General features: G+C 62.7%; 27 protein-coding genes. 12 read left to right on the plus strand and 15 right to left on the minus strand.

Translation table 11 applies throughout. From position 1 onward, the window contains the following. Positions 1-12: 12 nt before the first annotated feature. On the minus strand, positions 13-1,470 hold the full coding sequence (locus ACFSNN_RS10215) for an NCS1 family nucleobase:cation symporter-1 (RefSeq protein WP_134455993.1): 1,458 nt from the start codon (positions 1,468-1,470) through the stop codon (positions 13-15). A 322-nt stretch (positions 1,471-1,792) separates the two neighbouring features. Here ACFSNN_RS10215 and ACFSNN_RS10220 point away from each other — a divergent pair, with 322 nt between their 5' ends. The 4 genes from ACFSNN_RS10220 to ACFSNN_RS10235 all read left to right on the plus strand — a co-directional run bounded on the left by ACFSNN_RS10220 (position 1,793) and on the right by ACFSNN_RS10235 (position 5,176). Continuing rightward, a complete protein-coding gene (locus tag ACFSNN_RS10220; RefSeq protein ID WP_012433088.1) occupies positions 1,793-2,260 on the plus strand; it encodes a FecR family protein in 468 nt (155 codons plus the stop codon). Beyond that, complete coding sequence (locus ACFSNN_RS10225) at positions 2,257-2,871, plus strand: OmpA family protein (protein ID WP_244322733.1); 615 nt, start codon at positions 2,257-2,259, stop codon at positions 2,869-2,871. Before ACFSNN_RS10220 ends, ACFSNN_RS10225 begins: the two co-directional genes overlap by 4 nt. A gap of 37 nt (positions 2,872-2,908) precedes the next feature. Continuing rightward, the gene (locus ACFSNN_RS10230; RefSeq protein WP_244322734.1) at positions 2,909-4,393 is read left to right on the plus strand and encodes a CHASE2 domain-containing protein; all 1,485 of its coding nucleotides are present in this window, start codon (positions 2,909-2,911) and stop codon (positions 4,391-4,393) included. Positions 4,394-4,732: 339 nt separating this feature from the next. Then, positions 4,733-5,176 carry a hypothetical protein gene (locus ACFSNN_RS10235; protein WP_134458828.1) on the plus strand — a complete coding sequence of 148 codons (444 nt, stop codon included), beginning with the start codon at positions 4,733-4,735 and terminating at the stop codon, positions 5,174-5,176. A 27-nt stretch (positions 5,177-5,203) separates the two neighbouring features. On the opposite strand, the gene ACFSNN_RS10240 is transcribed toward ACFSNN_RS10235, so the two are convergent. Next, a complete protein-coding gene (locus ACFSNN_RS10240) occupies positions 5,204-5,644 on the minus strand; it encodes an NUDIX hydrolase (protein WP_134455995.1) in 441 nt (146 codons plus the stop codon). Positions 5,645-5,873: 229 nt separating this feature from the next. Continuing rightward, positions 5,874-6,194: a hypothetical protein gene (locus ACFSNN_RS10245; RefSeq protein WP_244322735.1), complete on the minus strand. Its 321-nt coding sequence runs from the start codon at positions 6,192-6,194 to the stop codon at positions 5,874-5,876. Between the two features lie 130 nt (positions 6,195-6,324). On the opposite strand from ACFSNN_RS10245, the gene ACFSNN_RS10250 reads away from it, so the two are divergent. After that, a complete protein-coding gene (locus tag ACFSNN_RS10250; RefSeq protein ID WP_134455996.1) occupies positions 6,325-6,636 on the plus strand; it encodes a hypothetical protein in 312 nt (103 codons plus the stop codon). Positions 6,637-6,672: 36 nt separating this feature from the next. On the opposite strand, the gene ACFSNN_RS10255 is transcribed toward ACFSNN_RS10250, so the two are convergent. The 3 genes from ACFSNN_RS10255 to ACFSNN_RS10265 form a co-directional block, all read right to left on the minus strand. Then, positions 6,673-7,365: an NnrU family protein gene (locus tag ACFSNN_RS10255; protein WP_134455997.1), complete on the minus strand. Its 693-nt coding sequence runs from the start codon at positions 7,363-7,365 to the stop codon at positions 6,673-6,675. Positions 7,366-7,628: 263 nt separating this feature from the next. Further along, positions 7,629-9,890: a catalase/peroxidase HPI gene (gene katG, locus ACFSNN_RS10260; RefSeq protein WP_134455998.1), complete on the minus strand. Its 2,262-nt coding sequence runs from the start codon at positions 9,888-9,890 to the stop codon at positions 7,629-7,631. A gap of 473 nt (positions 9,891-10,363) precedes the next feature. Further along, a complete protein-coding gene (locus ACFSNN_RS10265; protein ID WP_134455999.1) occupies positions 10,364-10,552 on the minus strand; it encodes a hypothetical protein in 189 nt (62 codons plus the stop codon). A 118-nt stretch (positions 10,553-10,670) separates the two neighbouring features. Between ACFSNN_RS10265 and ACFSNN_RS10270 the strand changes: the two genes are divergently transcribed. Further along, the gene (locus tag ACFSNN_RS10270; RefSeq protein WP_134456000.1) at positions 10,671-11,294 is read left to right on the plus strand and encodes a hypothetical protein; all 624 of its coding nucleotides are present in this window, start codon (positions 10,671-10,673) and stop codon (positions 11,292-11,294) included. 254 nt (positions 11,295-11,548) lie between these two features. Here the strand turns inward: ACFSNN_RS10270 and ACFSNN_RS10275 are convergent, their stop codons facing one another. Genes ACFSNN_RS10275 through ACFSNN_RS10285 form a run of 3 tightly spaced genes read right to left on the minus strand, consistent with a single transcriptional unit; the run spans position 11,549 to position 15,808 of the window. Further along, entirely contained in the window at positions 11,549-12,286 is a 738-nt protein-coding gene (locus tag ACFSNN_RS10275; protein ID WP_134456001.1) for an aspartate/glutamate racemase family protein, read from the minus strand. Further along, positions 12,283-13,500 carry a DUF917 domain-containing protein gene (locus tag ACFSNN_RS10280; RefSeq protein WP_134456002.1) on the minus strand — a complete coding sequence of 406 codons (1,218 nt, stop codon included), beginning with the start codon at positions 13,498-13,500 and terminating at the stop codon, positions 12,283-12,285. The genes ACFSNN_RS10275 and ACFSNN_RS10280 overlap by 4 nt, the downstream gene beginning before the upstream one ends. Beyond that, positions 13,490-15,808, minus strand: a complete 2,319-nt coding sequence (locus ACFSNN_RS10285) for a sigma-54-dependent transcriptional regulator (protein WP_134456003.1) — start codon at positions 15,806-15,808, stop codon at positions 13,490-13,492. The genes ACFSNN_RS10280 and ACFSNN_RS10285 overlap by 11 nt, the downstream gene beginning before the upstream one ends. Positions 15,809-15,886: 78 nt before the next feature. On the opposite strand from ACFSNN_RS10285, the gene ACFSNN_RS10290 reads away from it, so the two are divergent. Beyond that, a complete protein-coding gene (locus ACFSNN_RS10290; RefSeq protein ID WP_134456004.1) occupies positions 15,887-16,225 on the plus strand; it encodes a hypothetical protein in 339 nt (112 codons plus the stop codon). Between the two features lie 18 nt (positions 16,226-16,243). Here the strand turns inward: ACFSNN_RS10290 and ACFSNN_RS10295 are convergent, their stop codons facing one another. Together ACFSNN_RS10295 and ACFSNN_RS10300 are read right to left on the minus strand one after the other, a co-directional pair. Beyond that, positions 16,244-16,888: a helix-turn-helix transcriptional regulator gene (locus ACFSNN_RS10295; RefSeq protein WP_134456005.1), complete on the minus strand. Its 645-nt coding sequence runs from the start codon at positions 16,886-16,888 to the stop codon at positions 16,244-16,246. A gap of 120 nt (positions 16,889-17,008) precedes the next feature. Continuing rightward, positions 17,009-17,977: an ornithine cyclodeaminase family protein gene (locus tag ACFSNN_RS10300; protein WP_134456006.1), complete on the minus strand. Its 969-nt coding sequence runs from the start codon at positions 17,975-17,977 to the stop codon at positions 17,009-17,011. Between the two features lie 240 nt (positions 17,978-18,217). Here ACFSNN_RS10300 and ACFSNN_RS10305 point away from each other — a divergent pair, with 240 nt between their 5' ends. From ACFSNN_RS10305 to ACFSNN_RS10315, 3 genes are all read left to right on the plus strand, one after another. Then, positions 18,218-19,006, plus strand: a complete 789-nt coding sequence (locus ACFSNN_RS10305; protein ID WP_134456007.1) for an ABC transporter substrate-binding protein — start codon at positions 18,218-18,220, stop codon at positions 19,004-19,006. A gap of 97 nt (positions 19,007-19,103) precedes the next feature. Further along, complete coding sequence (locus ACFSNN_RS10310) at positions 19,104-20,345, plus strand: NAD(P)/FAD-dependent oxidoreductase (RefSeq protein ID WP_134456008.1); 1,242 nt, start codon at positions 19,104-19,106, stop codon at positions 20,343-20,345. A 45-nt stretch (positions 20,346-20,390) separates the two neighbouring features. Further along, entirely contained in the window at positions 20,391-21,515 is a 1,125-nt protein-coding gene (locus ACFSNN_RS10315) for an aminotransferase (protein ID WP_134456009.1), read from the plus strand. Positions 21,516-21,543: 28 nt separating this feature from the next. On the opposite strand, the gene ACFSNN_RS10320 is transcribed toward ACFSNN_RS10315, so the two are convergent. Together ACFSNN_RS10320 and nhaR are read right to left on the minus strand one after the other, a co-directional pair. Then, entirely contained in the window at positions 21,544-21,945 is a 402-nt protein-coding gene (locus tag ACFSNN_RS10320) for a hypothetical protein (RefSeq protein WP_134456010.1), read from the minus strand. 65 nt (positions 21,946-22,010) lie between these two features. Further along, entirely contained in the window at positions 22,011-22,907 is an 897-nt protein-coding gene (nhaR, locus tag ACFSNN_RS10325; protein WP_134456011.1) for a transcriptional activator NhaR, read from the minus strand. A 148-nt stretch (positions 22,908-23,055) separates the two neighbouring features. Between nhaR and ACFSNN_RS10330 the strand changes: the two genes are divergently transcribed. Then, positions 23,056-23,547, plus strand: coding sequence for a CBS domain-containing protein (locus ACFSNN_RS10330; protein WP_134456012.1), 492 nt, complete (start codon positions 23,056-23,058; stop codon positions 23,545-23,547). Between the two features lie 87 nt (positions 23,548-23,634). Then, positions 23,635-24,600, plus strand: a complete 966-nt coding sequence (locus ACFSNN_RS10335; protein WP_134456013.1) for a Tim44 domain-containing protein — start codon at positions 23,635-23,637, stop codon at positions 24,598-24,600. Positions 24,601-24,711: 111 nt separating this feature from the next. On the opposite strand, the gene ACFSNN_RS10340 is transcribed toward ACFSNN_RS10335, so the two are convergent. Both ACFSNN_RS10340 and ACFSNN_RS10345 read right to left on the minus strand, forming a co-directional pair. Further along, complete coding sequence (locus ACFSNN_RS10340) at positions 24,712-25,131, minus strand: RidA family protein (RefSeq protein WP_134456014.1); 420 nt, start codon at positions 25,129-25,131, stop codon at positions 24,712-24,714. Positions 25,132-25,233: 102 nt separating this feature from the next. After that, positions 25,234-25,776, minus strand: coding sequence for a carboxymuconolactone decarboxylase family protein (locus ACFSNN_RS10345; RefSeq protein WP_134456015.1), 543 nt, complete (start codon positions 25,774-25,776; stop codon positions 25,234-25,236). Positions 25,777-26,039: the final 263 nt, after the last annotated feature.

Raw genomic sequence — 26,039 nt, forward strand, 5'->3', positions numbered from 1 at the left:
CCGCGAGAATCCCTAAGCGCGGGTCGGTGCGACGGCTGCGCGTGGCCGCAGCGTCGCCATGATCAGATACGTGCCGCCGCCGATCAGCACGCCGAAGAACCAGCCATAGGTATTCCACCAGATCGGCAGCAGCGTGGTGAAGTTCGGTAGAAAGGTCGAAAACACGCTGCCGATCGCTGCCGCTATCAACGCGTTGACGTTCCAGCCGCCTTCGTAACGGTATTCGCCATACTCCTGATAGAGCGCTGCTACGTTGATGTTGCCCTTGGCCACCAGATAGTAGTCGACCAGAATGATCCCCAGCAAAGGGCCCATCGTCGCGCCGATGGCGTTGACGAAGTGCGCGGCGTTGCCTTCCCACGGCGCGAACGGGTAGAGCACCAGCGCGATGGCCGCGGCAATGTAGCCGCCCTTCTTGAAGCTGATCTGCCTCGGGAAAACGTTGGAGATGTCGAAAGCGGCCGACACGAAATTGGCGACCACGTTGATGCCCAGCGTGGCGACCGCGAAGGTCAGCGCCGCGATCAGCGCCAGTACCCAGCTATCGAATTTGGCGGAAATCTGTTCGGGGTGCAGCAGCACTTCGCCGTACACCTTGAAGGCGGCGATGGTAGTGATGCCGGCCACCAGCGAGAACGCGATCAGATTGACCGGCAGGCCCCACAGATTGCCTTTCTTCACGGCATCGCGATTCTTGGCGTAACGCGAGAAGTCACAGAAATTCAGGTACAGCGCCGCGAAGTAAGTGATCCAGGTCGCGCCCACTGCCATCAGCGCCCAGAACGAGCCCGGCTCGCCGCTGACACCCGCATCTTTGGTTTTGTCGAGCAGCACGTCCATCGGAATGCCGTGCGAAAACGAGAAGCCGCCGGCCTTCACGCACAGTCCGATCGCCAGAATCAGCATCGCGACCCACACCGCCGGGCCGGCCCAGTCCTGAAACTTGCGCACCGTCTCCATGCCTTTCTGGATGATGAGCAACTGGAGCGCCCAGATGACCACGTAACAGATCACCTCCAGTCCCGAGTGGCCGAGGAAGTGCGTGCCCTTGTAAAACGCCATCAGGCTGTCGTTGCGGATGAGCAGCGCGACCACCGCGCCCGCCGCCGCGGCCGTCTGCGCGCCGTACCAGAAGCAGGCCACCACGGCGCGCACCAGCGCTGCGAGATTGGCGCCCCACACGCCGAAGGACGCGCGCGCCAGTACCGGATAAGGCACGCCGGTCTTCTCGCCGGCGTAGCCGATCAGGTTCATCAGCGCGAAGATCACCAGCGAGCCGATCCCGATCGCCAGCACGAAGTTGGTGAACGTGCCGCACAACAGGAACAGGCTGGCGGCGAGGTAGTAGCCCCAGAGGCTGTGCACGTCGGAGGTCCACACGTTGAAGATGCTGAAGGCACCCCAGTTGCGCACCCTTGAAGGGGCGAGGTCTTCGTTGTAAAGGCCGGGCGAAGGGTCGCGGATCTCCATCTTTCATCTCCTTTGAGTTCGTGGAACTGAGGAAGCACCGCCGGAAGTCCCCGGGCGGCAATACCCCCGCGTCTGAAGCAGGCTCGTATGCAAGAACTGTATGCAGTTTGATGCGCGGTTCTGAATGGGTTAACCCTTAAGCGAGAGGCATGCCGACGCGAACCGGCCGCCAATGGAGCGTCTCTGGGCGATATGCGCGGAAGCGCACAGAGTGACCCGGAGCGCGGCGCTAGTCTGATGGATGCCGCAGAGAAGTCTCCGCCGACATCAGGGAGCCGCGCTGTCGCGCGGAATGCAGCGTTTTCGCCATCAGGTGCCACCGATGCGTCTCCAAGCCGCTCACTATGCGTTGCTCCTCGCCTGCGGATGCCTGACTCTCGCGGACGCACTGGCCGACGACGCCGCCGGTGTCGTCAAGACGGTCAAGGGCACCGTGCAGATCGAGCGCTCCGGAGCAAGTTCGGGCGCGGCCATCGGCAGCGAGGTATATGGCAAGGATCGGATCGTGACCGGCCCGCAATCCTCCGTCGGCATCACGCTGCGCGACACCACCCAGCTCTCGGCCGGCGCCGATACCATTCTCGACCTCAATCAATTCGCCTTCAATACCACGACCCATGGCGGCGTGCTCGACGCTTCCGTCAAGCGCGGTTCTCTCGCCGTGATTTCCGGCAAGCTGGCGAAGGCGAATCCGGACGCCGTCCGTTTCAGCACGCCGACTACGACGCTCGGCGTGCGCGGCACCGAGTTCATCATCGAAGTCGGCGACAAAGGGGAGGGGGCGCGTTGAAGGCCTCGATCCGACGTTACGGGCTGGCATGGGCGGCGGCATTCGTCATGCTAGCTTCTCTGGCCGCGTGTAGTACTCCGGACAAAATTATTTTATTGCCGGATCCCGACGGCAAGGTCGGCGCGGTCGTGGTCCACAGCGCCACCGGAGAGCAGACCATCGACAAGGCTTACGCCGGCGTCGACGTCACCAAAAGCGGCAGCATCGAGCCGACGGTGGATAGCCAATCCACCGTGCAGGCCCGCTATGGCGAACTGCTCGCGGCCCGGCCGCCGCGGCCCATGACATTCACGATCTTTTTCCTGTTCGACTCCGCCACCGAATTGGCGCCGGAGTCGGCCGCCACGGTGCAGAAACTGAAAGCCGTCCTCGCGACCTGGCCCGCGCCTCAACTCGTGGTGGTCGGTCACACCGACCTGGCAGGCTCGCAGGAATTCAACGACAAATTGTCCATGCAGCGGGCGCAGACGGTTGCCGCGTTCCTCATCAAGCAAGGCATTCCTGCCCAACGGATCGAGACCGCGGCCCGCGGCAAGCGCGAGCCACTGGTCCCCACGGCCGATGGGATTCCCCATCGCATGAACCGGCGCGCGGTCATCACCATCCAATGACCCGCGCGAGTCAGGGTGCTGAATGGCCTTGCCGTCGATGAAACGCTATTTCGCCCCGCAGGTCGCGTGGATCAGGCGTCTGCTGAGGACGGCCCAAGGGCGCCCGGTGGCGCTGGCGTTGCTGTTCGGCCTGAGCCTGCTCAATTTGACCAGCGAATGGCCGAGCGACATTCCGCGCCCGGCTTTCGTCGACGCACTCGACGCGGCGCTGCCCGATTCCTTCAAAACCGCGCGGCAAATTCTGTTCAACCAGTATCAGCGTCACTACCCGCGGGTGCCGACCGCGCAACCGGTGACCATCGTGGAGATCGACGAGGAGACGCTGGCGAGCGTCGGTCAATGGCCGTGGCCGCGAGACCGGCTCGCGACTCTGGTCGATGCGATCGACGCACTGAAACCGCTGGCCATCGGCCTCGACATTTACATGCCCGAGCCGGATCAGACCTCGCCCGACAAGATTGCCGCCGCTCTGCCGAAATCGGCGGCCGCGCTGGCCGCCGGCTTGCGGGCGCTGCCGAGTCACGAAGCCATTCTCGCGCGCTCGCTGCGCGCGGCGCCCACCATACTGGGTGCCGCGCCGCTCGATCATGCCGGCCTCGCCGCCCGCACCGACATGCGCAGTGCGCCGATCCTCGTGCATGGCGCCGACCCGCTCGACTCGGTGCAACGCTTCGACTATGTGCTCGCCAGCTTGCCGGAATTGCAGGCGGCGGCTCACGGACAGGCGATGCTGAGCGTGGCGCTCGAACAGGGCGTGGTTCGGCGTATTCCGCTCATCATGGGTTTGAGGGAGAAGCTCGTTCCCAGTCTGCCGATGGAAATGCTCCGCCTCGCCACCGGATCATCGGCGATCGACGTCTTTGCCGACACATCGGGCGTGCAGGCGGTGGGCGTCGCGGACGTGCAGGTGCCCACGCAGCCCGGCGGCGACATCTGGTTGCATTTCGCGTCCATTCGCTCGACGCTGAGCCGCTACGTGTCGGCACGCGACGTCCTGCAGGGGAGCGTCGACCCCGCCCGGATCCGCAACAAGCTGGTGCTGGTTGGCCTGACCGGCGCGGGTGTGACCGACATGCGCACAACCGCGCTGGGGGAACTGGTGCCGGGTATCGAAATTCAGGCGCAAGTGATCGAGACGATCGTGGAGGAGCGGTTCCTGCGCAGGCCCACCTGGCTGAAATGGGCGGAAAGCGCCTTCATCATGACGTTCGGGCTGCTGATCATCTGGTATGTGCCGCAGCGTCAGTCGCGCTTCGCGGTGTTCATGCGAACCGTCCCGAAGGGTTCGACCGTTCTGGGCTTATTGCTGCATCTGCTCAATGTGCTGTGCTGCTTTCTGATTTTTATCCGGTTCGGGCTGCTGGTCGATGCGGCCTCGATTTTCATTATCCTGTCCGCCGTCATGGGCTGCTTTCTTACGCCCGCATTGCTTCATGCCGACGAACCGGGCAGAACGGAAAACGCGCCGGCGCAAGCGCGAGAAGAAGGCGACGATCGCACCGGCAAAGCGCCGGGACCTTGAGAGAGATGCTGATAGCAGGTGAAGCGCGCCCCCCTGAATGATGTCGGGTTGCAGCACATCCGGCTGCAATTCTACGAGTCATCCAGGCGAGCACGAAACGCCATTATTCCATCGAATCGTGGCGTCCGGGTGACCGCGCGAATTATCGCGATGGGAGCTCAAATTCGCGTCGAATACGCGGGGCGAGTGCGTCTCGCTACGCTGCAACGCAACGAATCGAACTCCGTTTTTTGCTGCACTACGTCAACGCGTAGCGCACCGATCTGCCATGTCCGGAACTCACGCCACAATGTAACCGTATATACTGTTTATACCGTTATGTTTTTTGAGGAGATTTTAATGAGTGAACCGAGCGTCAAAAAAGCAACCAAGAAGACCTTTCACTTCCCGAAAGGTGCCGATGCCGCGTCCGAAACCGCAGGCGACGTTGCCGAGCCCACCGCGACCGTCGCGGTAAAGAAGAAGAGCGCAAGCGCAAAGAAAGTGTCGAAGGCTAAGAAGGTTGCAGCCGACGCGGCAGTGCCTGTCAAAGCAGCCGCTGCGGTCAAGGATAAGCGCGCGAAGAAAGAGAAAGTCGTGCGCGACAGCTTCACGATGCCGAAATCGGATTACGACAAAATTGCCGCGCTGAAACAGAAATGCCTGGCTGCCGGCGTGTCGGTGAAGAAGGGCGAAATCCTGCGCGCTGGATTGCTTCTGCTCGAATCCGCGGCGCTGAAGCGTCTTCTGGCGGCGGTGTCAGCTGTCGAACAGGTCAAGACCGGGCGCCCTGCCAAGTCGTAGGCTCCGACGAGCGCCGGGGCGGTTCGATCAGCGCGAGACGTAGGCTCCGAGATCCACAGCCTGGACGTAGTCGCCAGGCAGTCTCGATGCGCCGTTGGACGCCATGGTCAGCACTTCAACGATCCCCTTCGTTGAAGTGCTGACCGGCAGCGCGCCCACCTCCGTCACTTTCGCCCAGGTGCAACGTGTAATTTCGTTGCTGGGCATCGGCTCGTCGCCATCGGCAAGCGTCGCGACAAATACGTGGTGGCAGGTGTGGATGCCGGTGAAGCCGAACAGGTACCGCATGTCCGTCGCCTGAAGGCGCGTTTCCTCCATCAATTCGCGCAGCGCCGTTTCACGCAGATCTTCCCCTGCCTCGGGCTTGCCGCCGGGCAGCGACCAGCGGGTGCCTTCCCGGCTGACCAATAGGATTCGCCTGCCAAGCTGGCAGACAACAGTCGCTCGTTGCTTCACGGTGTCTCTCATGTTTTCTGCCGCGTTATGCGGAGCACGCCGCATGCCCGGATCGGGCGCAGCGGGCCGCACAGCGGTCACTATCGTCGGCACGGCGGCAGAATCGCCGCGCCATGCCGCCCGCCCGGGCCATGGACGGTGCAAGCATCGATCGTCGTTTTAAAGTGTGACAATAGTGTGGCGCCGGTGCGGCGGAGACCTTCACGTGCAGCCCGGCGCCGACGCGCGAGGCCGATTGAATTCACGCGACGCCGGTCGTGATCCGGTCGCGCGCGGCGTTATCCGCGAGGCTTTCCAACGCCTCGTTCCCGTCCCTGCGAGCGGCGTCTTCAACCGCGAAGGTCGTTTCGCTGTAGGCGATCAGTTTGAATCCGCTTCCCTTCGCGCGCGGAATTGTGATGCCCCAATGCCAGCCTCCGGCTTGCTCGAAAACATGCAATACGGGGACGGTTGGAGTGTGTGAAGACTGAAAAGTTGTCATGGCGCGTTCTCCCGTCATAGTGCGGCCATGGGTGCGCAATTGCAGTTGCCCCTTCTTCAGTCTACAGGTATTTTGCTGCACCGCAATATGCCGACCGTGGTAAAAATGTCGAATCGTGAAACGTCACAATTTTGAAAAGATTCGCCACACACCGAGATATGCGAATATGAATTGACGAATTAACGATCCAACATGATCCACGGGGGGCTCCATGAGTAGCCATTCGCTCATTTGGGCAGCGGTGCCGCACAATAGTGACGGCGTCGTCTTTCAGATTCGCATCGTCCACGGACTTCAACGTTTCCATGTATCGCGCCGCGCGCTCGAAGATGCGTTCGATCTCGAACCGCGCGCTTCGGACGCGAAACAACTGCAGCATTTCTATTCGCATCTGACGCGCATCCTGGCCCGAGCCGGCGAGAAGCGTTCGATCTGCGGGTCCGATACGGTGCCGCTTCAGGCAGCCGATTTCACATCGACGAGCAGAGAGTCGTTCACATCGAGTCGCCATGCCATGGCATGAAGGGCGGCTTGAGCGACGGCACTGACGAGACCGCGTCTACAGCCAGCGCCAGATGCCCGCGGCCCAGCCGCTGAGCGGGATATGCGCCCAGGTCGCCGCGAGCCAGACGACCAGGCCGCCCAACAGCGCGTGCATGCCGAAGCCGCCCAGCCGCGCGCGGCCGGCCGCGATCGCCGCGAACGGCAGGTAGCTGGTCTGCGATTCCCATGCGGGCCACAGGTCGGGTTGGAGCCGCTCCTTCTTGCGGTCCTGCAGCGCGGCGCCGACCAGCGCGAGAATCACCATGGCCGCTGCCAGGATGACGTTTTTGGCCACCGGAAACACTGCGATATGGCACAGCCCCCACAGTGCGAACGACCACATCATCGGGTGGCGCGTTACCGCGAACACGCCGCGCGCGGTGTCGGGAAACGCACCGGGCCGGCCGCCGGTAGGCAGCGCCGGGTTGCGGATCAGGGAACCCATCAACAGGACCGCCGCAATCAGCATGAGCACGGTCGCAATCGCCCAGAGCACGTCTCCTACCGGCCATAGCGGCGCGGAGAGCGGCGCCTTTATGTAAGCCACGATCAGCCAGCCGAGCGTCACGAACGCGATCAGCGAATACACGCCCAGGAAGGCCGTTTCGCCGATTGCGCCGACCAGCGGTCTGCGCAGCGGATGGGAAAGGAGAAAGTGACTGCCCACAAAGGCGACTGCCGCTGCCGCAACTGCGCTGGTGCTTCCCATTGATCGGGCTCCTCATGTCGTCGACCGCAGTGCCGTCATTGCCGCGCCGTCATTCTCGACGGCGCGGTGCGCGGGCTCTCGACCTTGAAGCAGGGTTTTGCCCGTCCGCCACTCTCGCACACTCCACCATCCTGCCGCACAAAAACAAACGGTGCGGCTCCGATACAACGGAGCTCGCACCGTAACACAGCAGTTTTATCTTCACCGATTGGGTGGGCAGCGTTGCGTCAGGGCGGCAACCCCGACGCAACCGCGGCGCCCGTTCAGGCGAGGTCGAAGCGGTCGAGGTTCATCACCTTGACCCATGCGGCGACGAAGTCGCGGACGAATTTCTCCTTGCCGTCCTCGCTTGCATAGACCTCGGAGAGCGCCCGCAACTGGGCATGCGAACCGAACACCAGATCGACGCGGCTGCCGGTCCACTTCACCGCACCGGTTTTGGCGTCGCGTCCCTCGAAGACGTCACGGGCCGGCGAGGCCGGTTTCCATTCCGTACCCATGTCGAGCAGATTGCGGAAGAAGTCGTTGGTCAGCGTTTCCGGCTTGTCGCTAAAGGTGCCTTGCGGATTCTGCCCGGTCCCGACATTCAGCGCGCGCAGGCCGCCGATCAGCACCGTCATTTCCGGCGCTGTCAGCGTCAGCAATTGCGCCTTGTCGATCAGCAATGCCTCAGGCGAGACCTTGATGTTGCCCTTCACATAGTTGCGGAAACCATCGGCGACGGGTTCGAGTGCGCCGACGGACTCCACATCGGTCTGCTCCTGCGAGGCGTCCATGCGTCCGGGTGCGAAAGGCACCGTCACCTGATGCCCGGCGCTCTTTGCCGCCTGCTCGATGCCGGCATTGCCCGCCAGCACGATCAGGTCGGCGAGCGACACCTTCTTGCCGCCGGACTGCGCGCCGTTGAACTCGCTCTGGATGCCTTCGAGCGTCTTCAGGACCTTCGACAGCTGCTCGGGCTGGTTGACGGCCCAGTCTTTCTGCGGAGCGAGGCGAATACGCGCACCGTTGGCGCCGCCGCGCTTGTCCGAACCGCGGAAGGTGGACGCCGACGCCCAGGCTGTCGACACCAGTTGCGACACCGACAGCCCCGAGGCCTGGATCTTCTGCTTGAGCGAGGCGATGTCCTGATCGTCGACCAGTGGGTGGTCGACTGCCGGAATCGGGTCTTGCCAGATCAGTTCTTCAGAGGGCACTTCCGGTCCGAGATAGCGGGCGCGCGGTCCCATGTCGCGGTGCGTCAGCTTGAACCACGCGCGGGCGAAGGCGTCGGCGAGCTGGTCGGGATTTTCCAGAAAGCGCCGCGAAATCTTCTCGTAGGCCGGGTCGAGGCGCAGCGAGAGGTCGGTGGTGAGCATGGTCGGCCGCTGCTTCTTCGAGGAATCGTGAGCGTGCGGGATCGTCTCGTCGGCACCCTTGGCGACCCATTGGTTGGCGCCGGCCGGGCTCTTGGTCAGTTCCCATTCGTACTTGAACAGGTTCTCGAAGAAGTTGTTGCTCCACTGCGTCGGCGTGGTGGTCCAGGTGACTTCGAGGCCGCTCGTGATGGTGTCGGCGCCCTTGCCGGAGCCGTAACTGTTCTTCCAGCCCAGCCCCTGGTTCTCGATATCCGCGCTCTCGGGTTCGGGACCGACGTTATCCGCCGGACCGGCGCCGTGCGTCTTGCCGAAGGTGTGGCCGCCGGCGATCAGCGCGACCGTTTCCTCGTCGTTCATGGCCATGCGGGCGAAGGTCTCGCGGATGTCATGCGCGGCGGCAAGCGGATCCGGATTGCCGTCCGGGCCTTCCGGGTTGACGTAGATCAGGCCCATCTGCACGGCGCCCAGCGGATTTTCCAGGATGCGTCCGTTGTCGTCGCGGCTGACCTCTTCGCCGTGCTTTTCCACGTCGGCGACGATGACGCCGCCATCGTCTTCATTGCCTGCGGCGCCCTTGCCATAGCGGACGTCGCCGCCCAGCCAGGTCTTTTCGTTGCCCCAGTAGACGTCCTGATCCGGCTCCCACGTGTCGGGGCGGCCGCCGGCGAAGCCGAAGGTCTTGAAGCCCATGGTTTCGAGCGCAACGTTGCCGGTCAGGATCAGCAGGTCGGCCCAGGAAATCTTCTGGCCGTACTTTTGCTTGATCGGCCAGAGCAGGCGGCGCGCCTTGTCGAGGCTGACGTTATCCGGCCAGCTGTTGAGCGGCGCGAAACGCTGCTGGCCGCGCCCGGCGCCGCCGCGGCCGTCGCCGATGCGGTACGTGCCGGCACTGTGCCAGGCCATGCGGATGAAGAGCGGACCGTAGTGGCCGAAGTCGGCCGGCCACCAGTCCTGCGAATCGGTCATCAGCGCGGCGAGGTCTTTCTTCACCGCGGCAAGATCGAGGGTTTTGAAAGCCTCGGCGTAGTTGAAGCTGCCGTCCAGCGGGTCCGACCTGCTGGAGTGCTGGCTCAGCAGATCCAGCCGCAGTTGCTTGGGCCACCAGTCGCGGTTCGTCGTGCCGCCGCCGGCGGCATGGTTGAACGGGCACTTTGCTTCGCTTGACATGCGCTATCTCCTTGTGAGGACGTACCCACTATTCGTTCTGTTGCGGCGTCTGTCTTCTATGGCGCATTGCACGATCCCGCGCCGAGGGGCAGCCGGAACATTACCTGGTGGGCTCTTGTGAGTGTACTGGGTGTACCGCTGCGATTACATGACGCACATGCTTTCCATCCGATACGCATGTCGTGGCATGCTTTTGGCGAGGATAGTTCGCGTCGTCGGGCCTGCTGCTGCAACTCAAAATATAGGTGAGACTCACCATCAATAGAATGAGATTAAGGCAATGCCGTCGATAGTACACGCCTATGAAATGCAGCGTGCTTTCGCTGCCATCGCGCGTGCTGACTGGCCCCATTGCTGGGGCGGTCCAAGCGGGTGACGTCGCGGTAGAGGAGAAAATAGAGCGGGGCGGTCGACCGGAAAGTCTACCAGGTATCAAGGGCGGCGGAAGGCGGCGCCTATCCGTCTGATGTGTCTTATCCGTTCAGTGCGGCGACAAGCCGGGTCAGGCGGGCAATGCGATAGCTGAACAGCGGCGCGTGCGGACAGTTTTTCAGATGTTCGACGCGGTCGCGCCAGTAGGTCGGCGGGAACGGTTCGCGTGACGCGCAGGCGATCACGCGTTCCAGATGAACGAGTTCGTTTTCGAAAATGTGGTGATGCATTGTTGTGAATCCCCGTGAATGGCTAGTATGGTCCGCTCGCGACGTCGCTAACAATCTGACGCCGCGTAGGGTTGCAAAAGCAGATTCCTTTCACGCAGTGGATCTGCGTGGTCATGCAATGCAAGAGGCCGCTGGTCTGACGATCCAGAAAAATCTGTCGGGATGGCCGGCCGTGCAACGCCGCCGGCCGATGATTCGAATGCCCCGCAAAGGATGGGTGAATGCGCCGCGCGTGACGCAGCCTGATAAAAAAGAGCAAGCCGCCGCTGCTTGTCCCCGCAAGGGAAGGCAACGGCGGCCGCACCCCGTGACAGCTCGCCTGGTACATAGCCAGGCGGAGTCCGCCATTTCGCGGTCACGCATCGCGACGATCTTCTCTATGGAAGTATTCGGCCGCGATGCGTCGACACACGACAGTCACCACTACAACAACAGCACAGCCCTCTCTCGGTCTGTTGCCAACGACAAGACGTCGTTGGACTCGATCGGCGCGTCAACTATCGTTCGGATCACTAACCGAACGGCCTCGGTAAATACAGGAGGGCCAGGGTTCGGCTACGTCGGCGATTCAGCTGCAACTTGCATGTCGCCGGACGTCGGTGTGTCGAACGCTTTGCAGCGCGTGATCTTGTTGGTCTCTCAGGTTCCCCCGGCTTGTCGGACGGATTTGCTGCATGTTGCGGAAGCCGCCCGTCCAGCTTGCTTCTTCAGGCGACATTTCGTCTCAATATTTAAGCAATGACCGTGCCAAGCCTGAAAACCGCGTTCAGGCGAGAGTGCAGGTGGCTTTTGAACCGGCGATTGGTCAGTCTCGTCCACGCTCGGCCTCAAGATTGGACGATTTCGTCCAATTGACCATATTGAGCATGACGAGAGGGCGCTTTCGTCCACATGGGGGACGAAAGCGATGGGAGACAGGGGGAGACCGGGAAAGCGGAGGGATCCGGCGCGGGGATAGTGCCGCGCCGGACGAGCACGAGGAGACAAGCGCCCGGCTTACGACTGCAGACTGACCTTGCTATAAGTCAACCGGCTGGGACGTACCTTCATCCGCACGAGCGAGACGAGGAAGCTGAAGCCGGCCTGATTCGGATCGATCACCGGCACATAAGCGCCGAGCGCCTCGGTGAGCAGCGTGGACACGCGGCTCGCGACGTCCACGAAACCCGTGCAGCCGAGCAGAATGGCCTGCGCGCCGTCGTCCTTGATCGCCTTCAGCGCTGCCTCGAAGGTGCGAACGACCACCACGTCGACATTGTCGAGCTGCGAGACCGGGCAATCGATCGCGCGGATCGACGCGAAGTTGTCCTGGATGCCGTAGGTCTGCGGATGACCGCGCTGCATCGCCAGCGTGCTTTGCAGGATCGTGATGATCGAGAAGCGCTGGCTGAGCGCGAGCGCGGTGAACGCCGCAGCGGGAAAGCCGCCGATGATCGGGATATCGATCACTTCGCGCGCTGCCTCGACGCCGCACATGTCGAAGTCGGTCAGCCAGATGCCGTCGAAGCCGTCGTTGGCGATCGCCTGCGCGAGTTCGACCACCGGCATGCCGTTCTGCAGCCAGTTCGTGCGGTTCTCGATATCGGGATGCCCCGTGGTGATATTGCGGATCTCCACCTGCACGTCCGCCGGCAAGACCGGCGCGATCGCCTTCATGATGCGGTCGTTGTAAGCCGACGTGGCGACGGGCACGAGCACGCAGATGCGCATAGCCGAGTTCGAAGGCGTGCTCATGCTGCGTCTCCCTTGCGTGCGGTGTGGAGCGTTTCAAGCGGCACATACGGCCCGAGGTAGCCGAGCGTGTTCAGCAGCTGCATGAAGCTGTCGAGAATCAGGCCGGGCTTGCGCAACTCGGCTTCGGCACGCCAGGCGATCAGCGTCACCGGGCGCTTGCCGATCACCGGGTTCAACGAACCGTCGTCCTGGAGCAAATCGCCGTTGCTGAAGATCGCCTGACCTTCGCCGCCGACGAAATACGCGACGCTATCCGGCGACAACACGATCGGCTGCGGATTGGCGCTGTCCCACGCGAGCAGCGACTCGTTCTGATACAGCACCGTATAGGTCCGCTGGCCGGCCTGAATATGCACCTTGCCGACGTCGAAGCCGCCGCTCGTATCGACCTCGGCCGAAACGAGTTCGCCGGGCTCCGAGATGGCGCGCGCAGCGAGTCCGCAATGCTCGGCGAGATAGCCGATCATCTGCTGCGCGCTGCCGATCCGGCCGGCTTGCAACGCGCGCCCGAGTTCCAGCGCGCGCGTCAAGGTGCCGTGAATCGGCGTGGCGCGGCGGATCTCGGCCGGCTTCATCACCCACATCGCGAGGCCGCCGAACTGGCCGAACTCGGGATCGGCGACGACCGGACGCATCATCTGCTCGACGATCGCCGACACGTCGCGTTGATGGGTCGGGCCGCCCTGATTGCTGTTGCGCGGCGTCACGTCGAGTTCGACGCACAGGCCGCCCTGGCTCACGAGAAACGCCGGGCGCGGATCGATCTCGGCGGCCGCGAAGGTGAGCATCGGCAGCGAGGGCACGGCGCGGCCGGCGCCGTCGGCGTCGATCACCGCGAGGCCGAGCTTCGCCGCCACCAGCGCCGCCACCGTGAAGCCCAGCGCGCCGCTTTCCGGCGGCATCACGTAGGCGAGCTTGGTGGATTGCGATGCGAGCCGGGCCTGAACGTTCTGCACGGCCGTCACGGGGCCGAGCGGATACGTCGCGGAGTTGATGGCTTCAGGCGCGCCGAGGTAGGCGACCATCACGGCCGCGCCTTCGGTGGCCTCGTCGACCGACACGACCTTGACCGTGTCGGTGGGGTAATAGTCGCCGGTCACGAAATGCCCGGCGAGATGCCGCGCGGATTCGATCGTGCCGCCGCCGCCGCTACCGAAGAACGCTGCTCCCAATAGCAGCGGTTCCAGATCTTCCCGGCGTAATTCATATGCCATTTGCGATTCCTTTACTGTCGAGGTTGAAAGAAGCGTCCAGCTGAAGTTCGGCAAGCAGATTCGCGGCGCTGGTGACGCGAGTCGTCGGATCCGTGGTCAGAGAGCGCAAGCCGCGTTCGAGTGTGTCGATGGCTTCGGCGCTGCGGCCGGTGGAGCGCAGCAGATCGGCGAGATAGCGCGCGGCGTCCACGCGCGCCGGCACCGAACCGAACGCGAGCGCGGTGGACAGCGCGGTGCGCAGACCGAGTTCGGCGGCGTTTACGTCACCGAGCGCCCACTGCGCGCGCGCCCGGGTGACCAGCAGTTCGCCCAGATAGACGCGCTCCTGGCGGGCGAGGGTCTCGTCGATCGCGGTGGCGAGAATCGCCTCGCAGATCTTCGCGCGGCCGGCGCGCAGCAGCAGTTCGCCGTGCTGCCACGTCTTGAACGAATAAAACAGCGCACCGCCATTGCACACGACGTGGTTGTCGTAGCCGTCGAGCATGACGGTTTCCGCTTCGTCGGATTGGCCGAGCGCGCTGAGGTGGCAGGCGCGCAGCACCTGGCCGACGCCGCGATAGAACGCGAAGCCGTTCGCGATCGACACCGATTCGAGTTCGCTCGCGAGATGGCCGAGCCGGTCCACGTCGTCGAACAGGCAGGCGAGCCACGCGGCGCCCTGCAGGTTGACGGCATGAGCGAGCGCATGTGCGCCCGGTTCGGACGCGCGCAGGATCAACATCTCCATGGCGCGCCGCGCCTGCCCGAAAGCGCCGATCTGATACGCGGCCAGCCCCTCGAAAGTCAAGGCGAGGCTGGCGAGATCGATTCCTTGCGAGCCGGTACGGATGTCGTTGCGCCCCACGCCGAGCAGGTTGCCGCGCGCGAGACAGGCCAGCGCTTCCTCGCTGTCGCCGAGCCAGAAGAGGGTGTTGGTCATCGCCACGTGGGCTTCGTCGAGCGAAACCCGGTCGCCGCCGTTCTGTGCGCGCTCCAGCATGTTCTGCGCGGTGCCGCGCGCCTGCTTGAGCTGGAGCGTTGTGAGCTGCGTGGTCCAGATGCCGAACTGGATCGCGGCGATTTCGGCGGGCTGGCAGACGCCTTCGCCGATCGTCAGCGCGGCGGCGTAGCAGGCGGTGGCCTCCGCATAAAGCCAGCCGTGCACGCTGCGCAAGCTCATGCCGAGCAGCCGGTAGGCGTCGAACTGCAAACGGCGCACGGCCTCCTGTTCGTGAGGCGTCTGCAGAACGTCGAGGCAGCGGCGCAACAGCGGAATCGCTTCCGCGAACTTCGACTCCTCGATCAGCGCGCTCGCGTGTTCGAGACACTTGCGCGCTTCCCGGTGATGTTCCTCGCGCGACTTCAGGCGCCGCTCGATGGTCTTGCGCCCCACGCCGAGCATGCTGGCGGCCGCGCTCTTGTTGCCGCTGGTGCGCTCGAGCGCACGGTCGATCAGCAGGTCTTCGGCGGCGGCGAGCTTGTCGCGGCCTTCGAGTTGCAACAGCATGTCGGCGAGACTCGCGCGCGACACCGGACCGCTGGTTTCGTTGGCGAGAAACGGCTCGAGCGAGTCGACATCGATCAGCGTGTTTTCGGCGAGCACGCTCAACTGGCTGATCAGATTGCGCAATTGCCGGATATGGCCCGGCCACGAATGCTGGCAAAGCCGCCGGATGGCGGCCGGCGAAAACTCGAGACGGCGCGCGTGCTGCGCTGCGAAGTGGGTGACGAGCGCCGGGATGTCCTCGATGCGCTGCTCAAGTCCGGGCACGGCGAGCACGAACACCGCGAGGCGATAGAACAGGTCCTCGCGAAATAGCCCTTCGCGCGCGAGTTCGCGCAGGTCGCGATGGGTCGCGGCGACGACGCGCCCTGCGAAATGCAGACTGGTGGACGAGCCGATCGGACGGAAGGTCCGCGTTTCAAGCACGCGTAACAGTTTCGGTTGCAGCGCGAGCGGCAGTTCGCCGATTTCATCGAGCAGCAGCGTGCCTTTGCCGACCTGCTGAAAAAGTCCCTGGCGGTTTTCGGCCGCGCCGGTGAACGCGCCTTTCACATGCCCGAACAGTTCGGCTTCGACGAGGTTCTCGGGAATCGCGCCGCAGTTGACGTCGACGAACGGTTGATCCTGGCGCTGGCTGTGCGCATGCACCCGGCGCGCGACCAGTTCCTTACCCGAACCCGTCGGGCCGAAGATGAGTAGAGGGTGATCAGTCGGGGCGACCCGGTCGATCATTCGGACCAGTTGGCGAAACGCCGGGGCGCCGCCCACGAAGGCGCCCGAATCAGCCTTGTCGTGGGCGAACGGAACGACAGGGGTGTAGCTCATTGCAAAGCACGCTCCACTTGAACCGCGCGTGGCGCTACGCGGAAATTGCCGTCGAAAGGACGGAGCGAACGGTCATGCATGGATCGCGTTTCCGGTGAAGCTTTCCGGATGCGTTGCCGGGACCGTCCGCCGCAAGAAGAGACAGAGTATGACGGCTTGTTGCCGATCTTGCCCTTTTCCAAATTAATCGTCGCAACGGCGCATTTGCGGATTTCATCGCAATGTGTTGCGAGCCGTGCGGCGCTGTCCGGCGGAAGGCTGACGAAAGCTTGCGGCGCTGCCGCCGGTTCGGCGGCAGGCGGGGTAGATTGCGTGTTAGGGCAAGGCACGAATGGGTATCTGGTGCGACGGCAAAAACGCGCCTGGCGGTTGATGTTGCGTTACCCGGATAACGGCGTCCCAGTCATGTTTCTTTAATAAAAGTGGGCCTGCCGCTCAGGCCGCCGCGCCTCGCAGATCCCTGATGTGTTGGTAGACGGTGGCGCGCCCCATTCCGAGTACGTTCGCCACGTAATTCGCGGCGCTTTTGCCTTTGAACGCGCCCTCGGCCCACAACGCTTCGACCAGTTCGCGGCGATGGTCGCGAGTCAGCGAGTTCAGCGCCAGCTGACGCTCCTGCAGCCAGGTGTGCAGGAACGTGTTGATGCGCTCCTGCCAGTCGTCCTTGAACAGTTCCTCGGGTTGCTTCACCACGCCGGCGCCGGAAATGACGCGGTCGATCACGTGCTTCACGTCCTCGAATACCGCGATGTTGTAGTTCACGCACATCACGCCGATGGCGGCCTCGGCGTCGTCGAACAGGACCGTGCTGACGCAGCGCATCCGCCTGCCGTCCCAGTTGATTTTTTCATAAGGGCCGACGGTGCCGGACTCGGCCGTATGATCCATTTCTTCCAGCGCCGACTCGTCGCCGAGCTCGCGCTTGGACAGGTTGTTGGCGATGTAAGCAACGGTCTGGCTTTCTAAGTCATGAATGACGATTTCGACGTACGGAAAAAACAGCAGCGCGATGCCGTCGGCGACACGGCTGTATCGATCCAGAAGCAGCCGGCGGGCGGCCGTGGTCTTGGTCTTTCGCATAGGGAGGGATGAAGTTCCGGTGTTCGGAAAGTCCGCAGCGTGTTGCGTCATGGCGCTGCGGGTCCGTGTGTTATCCGCCATTTTGCCACGGGCGGGACCTCGATCCAGCCGCGCGTACCGTCATGCATCCCGCTGCGTCAGGTGCCTGAAAAGTTCGAACGCGATGGCCACGTCTTCGAGTCCGAGTCCGATCGAGCGGAAAAACGCGTGTTGCCGATAGGACGGTTTTTGCGCGACGCCGGACACCAGTTCCGGCAAATCGGCCACCACGTTTTCCGCGGACCAGCCGTGTCGCTCGGCGGCCAATTTCATTTCCCCCGCGCTGGCCGGCGTGGTCTGCCGGTAATCGCAATAGACGTCCATGGCGGGAATCCACGAGGGCGGAATTTCGTGGGCATTCGCGGCGTTGGTGCTGATCGACGTAATGAGCGCCGGCTTGCCGAGCATGCCTTCGAGCAGCACGGGCGTGCCCGATGAAGTACACAAGGCGACTACATCGGCATCGCGCACGCAATCTTCGAGTGCGGTGCAAACGGCGACGCGCTTGTCGATCGCCATAAGCGTGGCGCGCTTCGCCGCGTTGCCCTCGAGGTCGGGCGAAAACACCTGAATCGAATGCCAAGGGCGGACTGACGCAAGGTGCCGCAGATGCGCCTGGCCTACCGCGCCAGAACCGATGATCGCGAGCCGTTGCGCATCGGGCGCGGCGAGATGCTCGACGGCTAGCGCCGTTGCGCCGGCCGTGCGTTCGACCGTGAGCAGGCCGGCATCGCACCACATCAAGGGCTGTCCCGTTTCCATCGACATCAGCGCGGTCCACGCGGTAATGACCGGCCTGCCCGGCGTGACGATATACGGCGACAGTTTCGCGCCGAATACCTTGGCGCTCGCCATCGCGCCGAGATACGTAATGAAGTCCCCCGCGCCGCCTGGAAATAGCGTGAGCGTTTGCGGCGGCTGCACGGCGGCGTCGTTGCCAAGCGCGCGAAACATCTGCGTCAACGCGTGGCGCACGTCGAGATGCGGCAGGGCTTGGCGAACGGTTTCCTCATCGACGATCAACGGAACGGCTTTGTCTGTCTTGCTCATTGGACTGCTCTCCACAACGTTGCCGGCCTGCGGCGTGGAAGCAATTCTAAAGTCAAAATGTCCAGTCTGGACTTTTATTTTGAAAATTGCTTGCTTTTGCCCGAGTCCAGAATAGACTGTTGATCCAGAGAAAGCGTGAGGCCGGGTCGCTCCGGTGCCGTCAGCGCCGTCTCGAACCTTTGCAGTCAGCTGTCGTCCGTGCCTTCAATTCGCGATGCCCTCACCACACAGGGAGCCACCATGTTTCAGAAGCTTTCACTTTCCATTTTCGTCGCTGCTGCGTTGCTCGGTTCGGTCGGCACCGTCAGCGCGGAGACTCAAAACACCTTGCGTTTCGGCATCGAGGCCGCGTATCCGCCGTTCGAAAGCAAGTCGCCGACAGGGCAGCTGGAGGGCTTCGACGTCGACGTCGGCAATGCCGTCTGCGCGAAGATGGGCGTGAAATGCGAGTGGGTTGAGAACGCATTCGACGGGCTGATTCCCGCCTTGCAGGCGCGCAAGTTCGACGCGATCAATTCGGCCATGAACATCACCGAAAAGCGCAAGCAGACGATCGCTTTCACGCGGCCCATTTATGTCGTGCCGATCGTGATGGTCGCGAAGCGTGGTTCGGGATTGCTGCCTGACGTGAAGAGTCTGCAGGGCAAACGCGTGGGCGTGCTGCAGGCGTCCTCGCAGGAAGACTTTCTGAAGCGCCATTGGGCGAATGCTGGCGTGACGATCGTCTCTTATGCCGACCAGGATCAGGTGTACGCCGACCTCGTGGCCGGCCGCCTCGATGCCGCCGTTCAGGAAGCGCAGACTGTGCAGGACGGCTTCCTGAACAAGCCCGCGGGCCACGACTATGCGATTGCCGGCCAGCCGCTCAGCGATCCGGCGACGCTCGGCGAAGGCACCGGCTTCGGCTTGCGCAAGGGCGACCGCGCACTGGCCGGGAAAATCGATGCCGCGCTCGACGCGCTGAAGAAAGACGGCACACTCAGCGCGCTTTCGCAGAAGTATTTCAAACGCGACATCATCGCCAAATAAGATGTTGTCGAACCGGTGCGAACGGATTCGCACCGGACCTGCGTGCGTGCTGTCGCATGCACGCTTCCAGTAGCGCCAGGGAAAGCAGAGCGAGTGTATGGATTTCGATGTCATCGTGCTGGGTGCGGGAATCGTCGGCGTGTCGTCCGCGCTGCACTTGCAGGATCGCGGCCGCCGGGTGGCGCTGGTCGACCGGCGTGGTCCGGGTGAAGAGACCAGTTTCGGCAACGCCGGGCTGATCGAAAGTTCGTCCGTCGTTCCGTACGCTTTTCCACGCGATCTCGGCACGCTGCTGCGTTATGCGCGCAATCGCTCGACCGACCTTTACTGGGACTATCGGGCGCTGCCGTCTTTTGCCGGCTGGCTCGCGCGCTTCTGGTGGGAGTCGTCACCCGAACGGCTGATGGCCGCGGCGCACGATATGCTGCCTCTGATGCGGCACAGCGTGGCAGAGCACGATGTGCTGATCGCGCGTGCCGGCCTCGAACAGCTAGCGAGCGACAAAGGCTGGATCGAGGCGTTTCGCACGCCGGCGGAATTCCTGCGGCAAGCGGCGGCGGCCGAAGTTACGGCAAGCACTTATGGGTTGCGTGTGACGACGCTCGACGCGGCGGCATTCGCCGCGCGCGAGCCCGGCGTCGCAGAGGGATTTTGCGGAGCGTTGCATTGGCAGGATCCGAAGAGCATCGTCAACCCCGGCGCGCTGACGAAAGGTTATGCACGGCTGTTCGAGGAGGGCGGCGGCGCGCTGTTGACCGGCGAGGCGACCACGGTGAAGGCGGAAGGCGGCGCGTGGACCGTGCAGACCTCGTCGGGCAGGATCAGCGCGAAAGAGGTCGTCGTCGCGCTGGGCCCGTGGTCGGATCGGGTATTCGCGCCGCTCGGATATCGCATTCCGCTGCGGGCAAAACGCGGCTATCACATGCATTACCAACCCACAAAACCCATGCTGTCGATGCCGCTCGTCGACTCGCAGCAGGGTTACGTGGTGGCGCCGATGCAAGGCCGCTTGCGGCTCACGACAGGCGTCGAAATAGCCCGGCGCGAGGCGGCGCCGACAGGCGTGCAACTGGAGCGGGCGGAGCGTACTGCCAGACCGACATTCGGTCTCGGCGCGCGGCTCGACGAACATCCGTGGCTCGGCTTGCGGCCGTGCACGCCCGACATGCGGCCGGTCATCGGGCCCGCGCCGCGCCATCGGGGGCTCTGGTTTGCGTTTGGCCACAATCATCATGGCTTGACGCTCGGTCCGGTGACGGGGCGTTTGCTGGCGGAGATGATGACGGGCGCCCAGCCATTTATCGATGCGCAGCCATTCCGTCCCGAGCGGTTCCGCTAGATGTTCACCGACGGATCACCTGATTGAATAACAAAGGAGAGTGAGATGAAGATCAAGGACTTCGGCGTCGAACGCTGGATGGATCTGTACGAAAACCGGTGTACGTACAACCTCGCGGAAACCTGCGTGGAATCGCTGACGGTCGATCAGTTGCTGACGCTCGCGAATAAACAGGACAGCATTCTCGACGAACTGCGCGGGCTCAAGCTGACCTACGGCGCGATCGAGGGCTCGGCCCGCTTGCGCGAAGCGATCTCGGCCATGTACGCGCGTCAGTCGCCGGAAAATCTGATCGTGACGCACGGCGCCATTGGCGGCAACGCGCTGGTGTACGAAACCCTGGTCGAGCCTGGCGACACGGTGATCTCGGTTCTGCCGACCTACCAGCAACACTATTCGATTCCCGAGAGCTACGGCGCCGACGTACGGATTCTGAAGCTGCGCGAAGAGAATGGTTTTCTGCCGGATCTCGCCGAATTGCGCAGTCTCGTCAATGACAAAACCCGGCTCATCGCGATCAACAACCCCAACAATCCCACCGGTTCGCTGATGGACGAAGCATTCCTCGTTGAGGTCGGCGAAATTGCGCGTTCGTGCGGAGCGTATGTGTTATGCGACGAGGTGTATCGCGGCACGGATCAGGAAGGCAACGGTTATACCGCTTCGATTGCGGATCTGTACGAGCGCGGCATCAGTACCGGCAGCATGTCCAAAACATACTCGCTCGCGGGTTTGCGGCTCGGCTGGATCGCCGGCCCGAAGGATCTGATCCGTGCCGTCGCGATTCATCGCGATTACAACACGATCAGCGTCGGCATGATCGACGATCATTTTGCTTCCATTGCACTGGAAAATCGTGCGGCGATTCTGGCGCGCAACCACGACATTGTACGGACCAACCTGGCGATTGTGGACGCATGGATCGCCAAAGAACCGGCCATGTCCTATATCAAGCCCAAGTCCGGAACCACGGCGCTGTTGAAGTACGATCTGCCGATGTCGTCGCTCGAATTCTGCACTGAACTGATCGAACAAACCGGCGTGATGCTGACGCCGGGCAGTGCGCTCGACATGGAAGGCTATGTGCGCCTCGGGTACGCCAACAACCGCGACGTGCTCGAAACAGGGCTTGCCAAAATTTCAGGATTTCTCGCGCGGCGTCGAGCCTGATTCATTGGCGAGCGAGGCGTGAGAGTGTTCACTCCTCGCACTTCACATCCTGTCTTCGCACGGAAATGATGACCGGATACGTTCCGTGTTCGAGTTCCACGCGCGCGACGACGGACATCGTGTCATTGTCGATATCGTCGTAGACGCTGACCTTTTCATGCCGCAGGCTCGTGAGTCCAGTACAGCCGGACGCGCGACCCTCGTCGGAAACCTTGCATTGAATCGGGTTGTCCGCGAGGAGGCGATATCGGTCTCTTTCCGGTGTCGCCAGATATTCGCGAAAGCTCTGCGCCGACCCGCCGACACCGGTGACATACCCAATCGCGCACTGCAGTTTGGGTGTATCGCTGCTCCCGGATGTCTGCGCGGTCGCGGCCGTGCTTGCGGCCGCGATGAGCGCCACGAGTGTCGATGCAACGAGATATTTCATGGCGCGAATCAAGGTTGTCCGATCGAAGTGCTGGATTGTAATGGCATCTCCGCAAGCCTGCTCCGCTAGACGTTGAACAGCTCGCTGCGCGCCGCGTCCAGAATCATCGCGACAGCCGGATGGCTGATCCGGCGCTCGATCGAAATCGCAAAGAATTCCTCGACGATGGAATTGATCTGCCCGACCGTCGCGAGTTTGTGCTCGGCCTGTAACTGGCTTTCCAGCACGGTGGGCGCGAACAGCAGGCCGCGGCCTTCGCGGGCGAACGCCAGGGTCATCGCGCCGTCGTCGAATTCGCCGACGATGCGCGGCGAAATGGCATGCGACGCCAGCCAGTGGTCCAGCTTGCGGCGCACCGCCGATTCCGTACCGGGCAGCAGCATCGGCAACTGACCGAGCGACAACGGGAAGCGTTTCTTGCCGCTCTGGATCAGCGCTTGCGCGCCGAAGCAACTGAGCGTGGAACGGCCGAGCCGGTGATTGAACGCTTTGACATTGACGTCGGCCGGGATGGGAGCATCCGCGATGATCAGGTCGAGGCGGTGCAAGGCAAGTTGCGCGAGCAGCGCATGCAGCTTGCCCTCGTGACAGATCATGCGAACCGAGACGGACGGGTTTAACGCCGGCTCCAGCAGCCGGTACGCGATCGCCTTCGGCACTGAATCGGCGATGCCGACGCGAAACCGCGTTTGCGGGCCCGCTTCGTTCTCGCGCCGCACGGCGCTTTCGAGCTCCGAGCCCAGCGAAAATATTTCGTCGGCGTAATCGAGCGCGAGGCGGCCCGCGTCGGTCAGTTCGAGCGTGCGGCCGCTTTTCCTGAACAGCTTCTTATCCAGCGCTTCTTCGAGCAGTTTGATCTGGCCGCTCAGCGTTTGCGGCGAGATATGCAACTGCTCGCCCGCCCGAACGATGCCGCCCGCGTGCGCCGCGACCCAGAAGTAATGCAGATGCTTAAAGTTCACGAGTGCTCCACAGATTACGCAATGCTACGGTTTTCTCGAAGTATCGCTATAAAAAATACGCATTTTACGTTATCTCACGTTCAGGTAGATTGAGGTCTCGCCCAAGGGTTCATGTGGGGCGGCTAACGGTAGCTGACGGAGGTGGCAGATGGCATCGGTTGCACAGTTCCTGCGTTCAAAAGCGTCCCAGACAGTATGGTCGACCCAGGCATCCACTTCGGTTTACGACGCGGTCGCGATCATGGCTCACCGGCGCGTGGGCGCGCTCATCGTGGTTCATGACGGGCGCGTGGCCGGCATCGTCACGGAGCGCGATTACGCGCGCAAGATCGCGCTAATGCACCGCTCATCAAGGAATACGCCGGTGCGCGACATCATGTCGACGACCGTGCGCTATGTCGGCCCCGAGCAGACCACAGAGGAATGCATGGCGCTCATGACGGAGTACCGGATTCGCTATTTGCCTGTCATTACGGAAGGACAGGTGATCGGCATGGTGTCGATCGGCGATCTGATCAAGAACCTGATTGCCGAGCAGGAAGACACGATCCGGCAGTTGGAACACGACATTCACGGCAACAATGTTCAGGTCGGTCATCATGGCTTTCAAACGCACTCACCGGCCGGTTTTGCCACCTGAGAGAAAATTACCGTTCGTAATGTGTTCGGCGCGATGAAGCAGAGCGCGCGAAGCGGGCGGTCCCCTGACTTACCAAAGAGGTTTTTTATGTACACGCAAATCATCAATCAACTTCGACGTGCTGCCGGTGCGGTGACGCGCGGGACGGCGGCGCTCGGTCTGGCGGGGCTCCTTGCTCTCGGCGCCGTGGCTTCGAACGATGCCGAAGCGAAGCGCGTGGGTGGGAGCCAAAGCATCGGCCGTCAGTCGCAAACGGCGTCGCCGTCCGGGCCGGCACAGCGCAGCCAGCAGGCTCAACCGGCGCAGCAGGCCGCACAGGCGCCGGGCGCCGCGGCGGGTAATCGCTGGATGGGCCCGCTCGCCGGACTTGCTGCCGGACTCGGCATTGCGGCGTTGCTGTCATCGTTTGGCCTCGGCGAGGGACTCGCGCAATTGATGTCCAACGCGTTGCTGATCGGCGCGGTGATTTTCGCGGGCGTGATGCTGTTCCGCTTTATCGCCAATCGGCGTCGTCCGGATCTCGCTTATGGGAACGGAGCGGCGAACCGGCAGCAAAACGGCGGCACGCCATTTCTGAATCAGATGGGGCAAGCGCGGCCTGAAACGACGAATTTTCGCGGCTGGCCGCGTGCGGCGATGGGGTCGGCTGCGGGAGCGGAGACTGTGAAGGCGCCCGAGCTTTCGTCCGGGCCGGATCAGGCGGCATTTCTCGTATCGGCGAAGACGATGTTCATGCGGCTTCAAGGTGCATGGGACCGCAACGAGCAGGGTGACCTGTTCGAGTTGACGACGCCGGAGATGTTCGCGCGTCTCAAGCAGGACCTGGAAACGCGAGGCCACGAACCGAGCCACACGGAAGTGCCGCAACTCGATGCCGAGGTGCTCAGTACCCAAAGCAACGCGAACGAAACGCTGGTCAGCGTGCGCTTTTACGGTCAGATCCGGGAAGACGATGCGCAGACCGCGCAGCCGTTCCAGGAAATCTGGAACCTGGTCAAGCAGGCACAGGGTGACCAGGCGTGGCGGCTGGCCGGCATCCAGCAGATCGGCTGATAGCGGCATGGTTGAAGCCGGCGCGAAGAAGCGCCGGCTTTTTGCCGCTCATGCATTTCGTTTCCTGTTTCATGTTTCAAAGAGCGGCAACGAATGACGCTGCGACCGGCATCATCCAGACACTGAGTTGCGGCTGCTATCGATTGCCGCGACGCAATCGATCTCGATGTCGAAGCGCCCTGGCCACGCTGGCACATTGACGAAAATCCTCGCGGGCGGGTTCGCTCCGAAGAAACGCGCATAGATCGCGTTGACGGCCGGAAACGCTTCAACCGACGTGCAATACACGTTGCATTTGAGCACCTGATCGAGCGATGAACCCGCCGTCTCGACGCACAGCTTCAGTTGTTCCAGCACGCGTTCCGTCTGCAGTTCGATCGACGCGTCCATCACTTCGCCGGTGGCGGGATCGAACGGCGGAAAACCGGACACGTAGATCGTGTCGCCGTGGCGGGTGACGGCGGAAGTCGGCGCTTTCCAGCGTTCGAGCCAGCTCGAAAGCGGTTCGACACGAATGATTTCACGGCTCATGATTCACTCCATGCTGAAAGGGCCGAGCGTTTTTCACCAGCAGTTGCATGCACTCGGCACATGATCGGTCTTCTCGTCCAAGCGCGTGGCGGCGCGCTGTCGTTACGCGACTTCGGTTTCGACGACCGGAAAATCGACCTCGGTATCGAACACGTTATTGACGAAGTTGGTCAGCATGAATTGCGCGGCCAGCGCGATGATTTCGACGATGTTCGCATCGCTGAAACCGGCTTCGCGCAAGGCGTGCAGATCGCTTTCGGTGACCTTGCCGCGCGTCTCTATCAGCGTCTTCGCGAACGCGACAGCCGCCGCGGTTTTGGGCGTATGCGATTGGCCGAGCCGGTTCAGACGGATCTCATCGTCGTCGATATGCGCCATGTTGCTCGCGACATAGCTATGCGCCGACAGACAGTACTGGCAGCCGTTGGCTTGGGAAACGGCCAGCGCAATGCCGTCGCGCAGCTTCGCGTCGAGCGTCTTCGAAAGCGCGCCTTGCAGGGCGGCCCAACCGTTCAGGGTATTGGGGCTGAGCGCCATGATGCGAAAGAGGTTGGGCGTCATCTTCAGTTGCTTCGTCATTGCATCGATAACCGGCTGCGAAGCGGCGGGAAGAGCGTCGTTGACGGGGAGGGCGATGCGGGTCATGGTCGTGCTCCTGTTTCTGATGATCGGGACAAGGGTGCGTCTGCATCGGAATATCGGCGTGCGTTCTCGGCTGCATTAATGAAAATTCTAGGCGTGCAGGTCGAACGAAAAATCCTGATAACAGACGTAAAAGTCCGCGGTTGCACGTGTGGGCGCGAGTAGCTTTAAAACGAAACCGGCGCCGTGCCTCGGCGTTGACGTGCCGGTGCAAGGCGTCGGTCACGACGCAAGAACATGCGAGTCTGAAGTGCAAGGTCCGGCAA

It is taken from the genome of Paraburkholderia dipogonis (genome assembly GCF_042680985.1).
GTDB classification, from domain to species: Bacteria; Pseudomonadota; Gammaproteobacteria; order Burkholderiales; family Burkholderiaceae; genus Paraburkholderia; species Paraburkholderia phytofirmans.

Excerpts from the sequence above, each read along its gene's own strand:
- ACFSNN_RS10215 (WP_134455993.1), bottom strand. The coding sequence starts at position 1,470 with ATGGAGATCCGCGACCCTTCGCCCGGCCTTTACAACGAAGACCTCGCC.
- ACFSNN_RS10220 (WP_012433088.1), top strand. The coding sequence starts at position 1,793 with ATGCGTCTCCAAGCCGCTCACTATGCGTTGCTCCTCGCCTGCGGATGC.
- ACFSNN_RS10230 (WP_244322734.1), top strand. The coding sequence starts at position 2,909 with ATGAAACGCTATTTCGCCCCGCAGGTCGCGTGGATCAGGCGTCTGCTG.
- ACFSNN_RS10235 (WP_134458828.1), top strand. The coding sequence starts at position 4,733 with ATGAGTGAACCGAGCGTCAAAAAAGCAACCAAGAAGACCTTTCACTTC.
- ACFSNN_RS10240 (WP_134455995.1), bottom strand. The coding sequence starts at position 5,644 with ATGAGAGACACCGTGAAGCAACGAGCGACTGTTGTCTGCCAGCTTGGC.
- ACFSNN_RS10250 (WP_134455996.1), top strand. The coding sequence starts at position 6,325 with ATGAGTAGCCATTCGCTCATTTGGGCAGCGGTGCCGCACAATAGTGAC.
- ACFSNN_RS10255 (WP_134455997.1), bottom strand. The coding sequence starts at position 7,365 with ATGGGAAGCACCAGCGCAGTTGCGGCAGCGGCAGTCGCCTTTGTGGGC.
- katG (WP_134455998.1), bottom strand. The coding sequence starts at position 9,890 with ATGTCAAGCGAAGCAAAGTGCCCGTTCAACCATGCCGCCGGCGGCGGC.
- ACFSNN_RS10265 (WP_134455999.1), bottom strand. The coding sequence starts at position 10,552 with ATGCATCACCACATTTTCGAAAACGAACTCGTTCATCTGGAACGCGTG.
- ACFSNN_RS10270 (WP_134456000.1), top strand. The coding sequence starts at position 10,671 with ATGCAAGAGGCCGCTGGTCTGACGATCCAGAAAAATCTGTCGGGATGG.
- ACFSNN_RS10275 (WP_134456001.1), bottom strand. The coding sequence starts at position 12,286 with ATGAGCACGCCTTCGAACTCGGCTATGCGCATCTGCGTGCTCGTGCCC.
- ACFSNN_RS10280 (WP_134456002.1), bottom strand. The coding sequence starts at position 13,500 with ATGGCATATGAATTACGCCGGGAAGATCTGGAACCGCTGCTATTGGGA.
- ACFSNN_RS10285 (WP_134456003.1), bottom strand. The coding sequence starts at position 15,808 with ATGAGCTACACCCCTGTCGTTCCGTTCGCCCACGACAAGGCTGATTCG.
- ACFSNN_RS10290 (WP_134456004.1), top strand. The coding sequence starts at position 15,887 with ATGGATCGCGTTTCCGGTGAAGCTTTCCGGATGCGTTGCCGGGACCGT.
- ACFSNN_RS10295 (WP_134456005.1), bottom strand. The coding sequence starts at position 16,888 with ATGCGAAAGACCAAGACCACGGCCGCCCGCCGGCTGCTTCTGGATCGA.
- ACFSNN_RS10300 (WP_134456006.1), bottom strand. The coding sequence starts at position 17,977 with ATGAGCAAGACAGACAAAGCCGTTCCGTTGATCGTCGATGAGGAAACC.
- ACFSNN_RS10305 (WP_134456007.1), top strand. The coding sequence starts at position 18,218 with ATGTTTCAGAAGCTTTCACTTTCCATTTTCGTCGCTGCTGCGTTGCTC.
- ACFSNN_RS10310 (WP_134456008.1), top strand. The coding sequence starts at position 19,104 with ATGGATTTCGATGTCATCGTGCTGGGTGCGGGAATCGTCGGCGTGTCG.
- ACFSNN_RS10315 (WP_134456009.1), top strand. The coding sequence starts at position 20,391 with ATGAAGATCAAGGACTTCGGCGTCGAACGCTGGATGGATCTGTACGAA.
- ACFSNN_RS10320 (WP_134456010.1), bottom strand. The coding sequence starts at position 21,945 with ATGAAATATCTCGTTGCATCGACACTCGTGGCGCTCATCGCGGCCGCA.
- ACFSNN_RS10330 (WP_134456012.1), top strand. The coding sequence starts at position 23,056 with ATGGCATCGGTTGCACAGTTCCTGCGTTCAAAAGCGTCCCAGACAGTA.
- ACFSNN_RS10335 (WP_134456013.1), top strand. The coding sequence starts at position 23,635 with ATGTACACGCAAATCATCAATCAACTTCGACGTGCTGCCGGTGCGGTG.
- ACFSNN_RS10340 (WP_134456014.1), bottom strand. The coding sequence starts at position 25,131 with ATGAGCCGTGAAATCATTCGTGTCGAACCGCTTTCGAGCTGGCTCGAA.
- ACFSNN_RS10345 (WP_134456015.1), bottom strand. The coding sequence starts at position 25,776 with ATGACCCGCATCGCCCTCCCCGTCAACGACGCTCTTCCCGCCGCTTCG.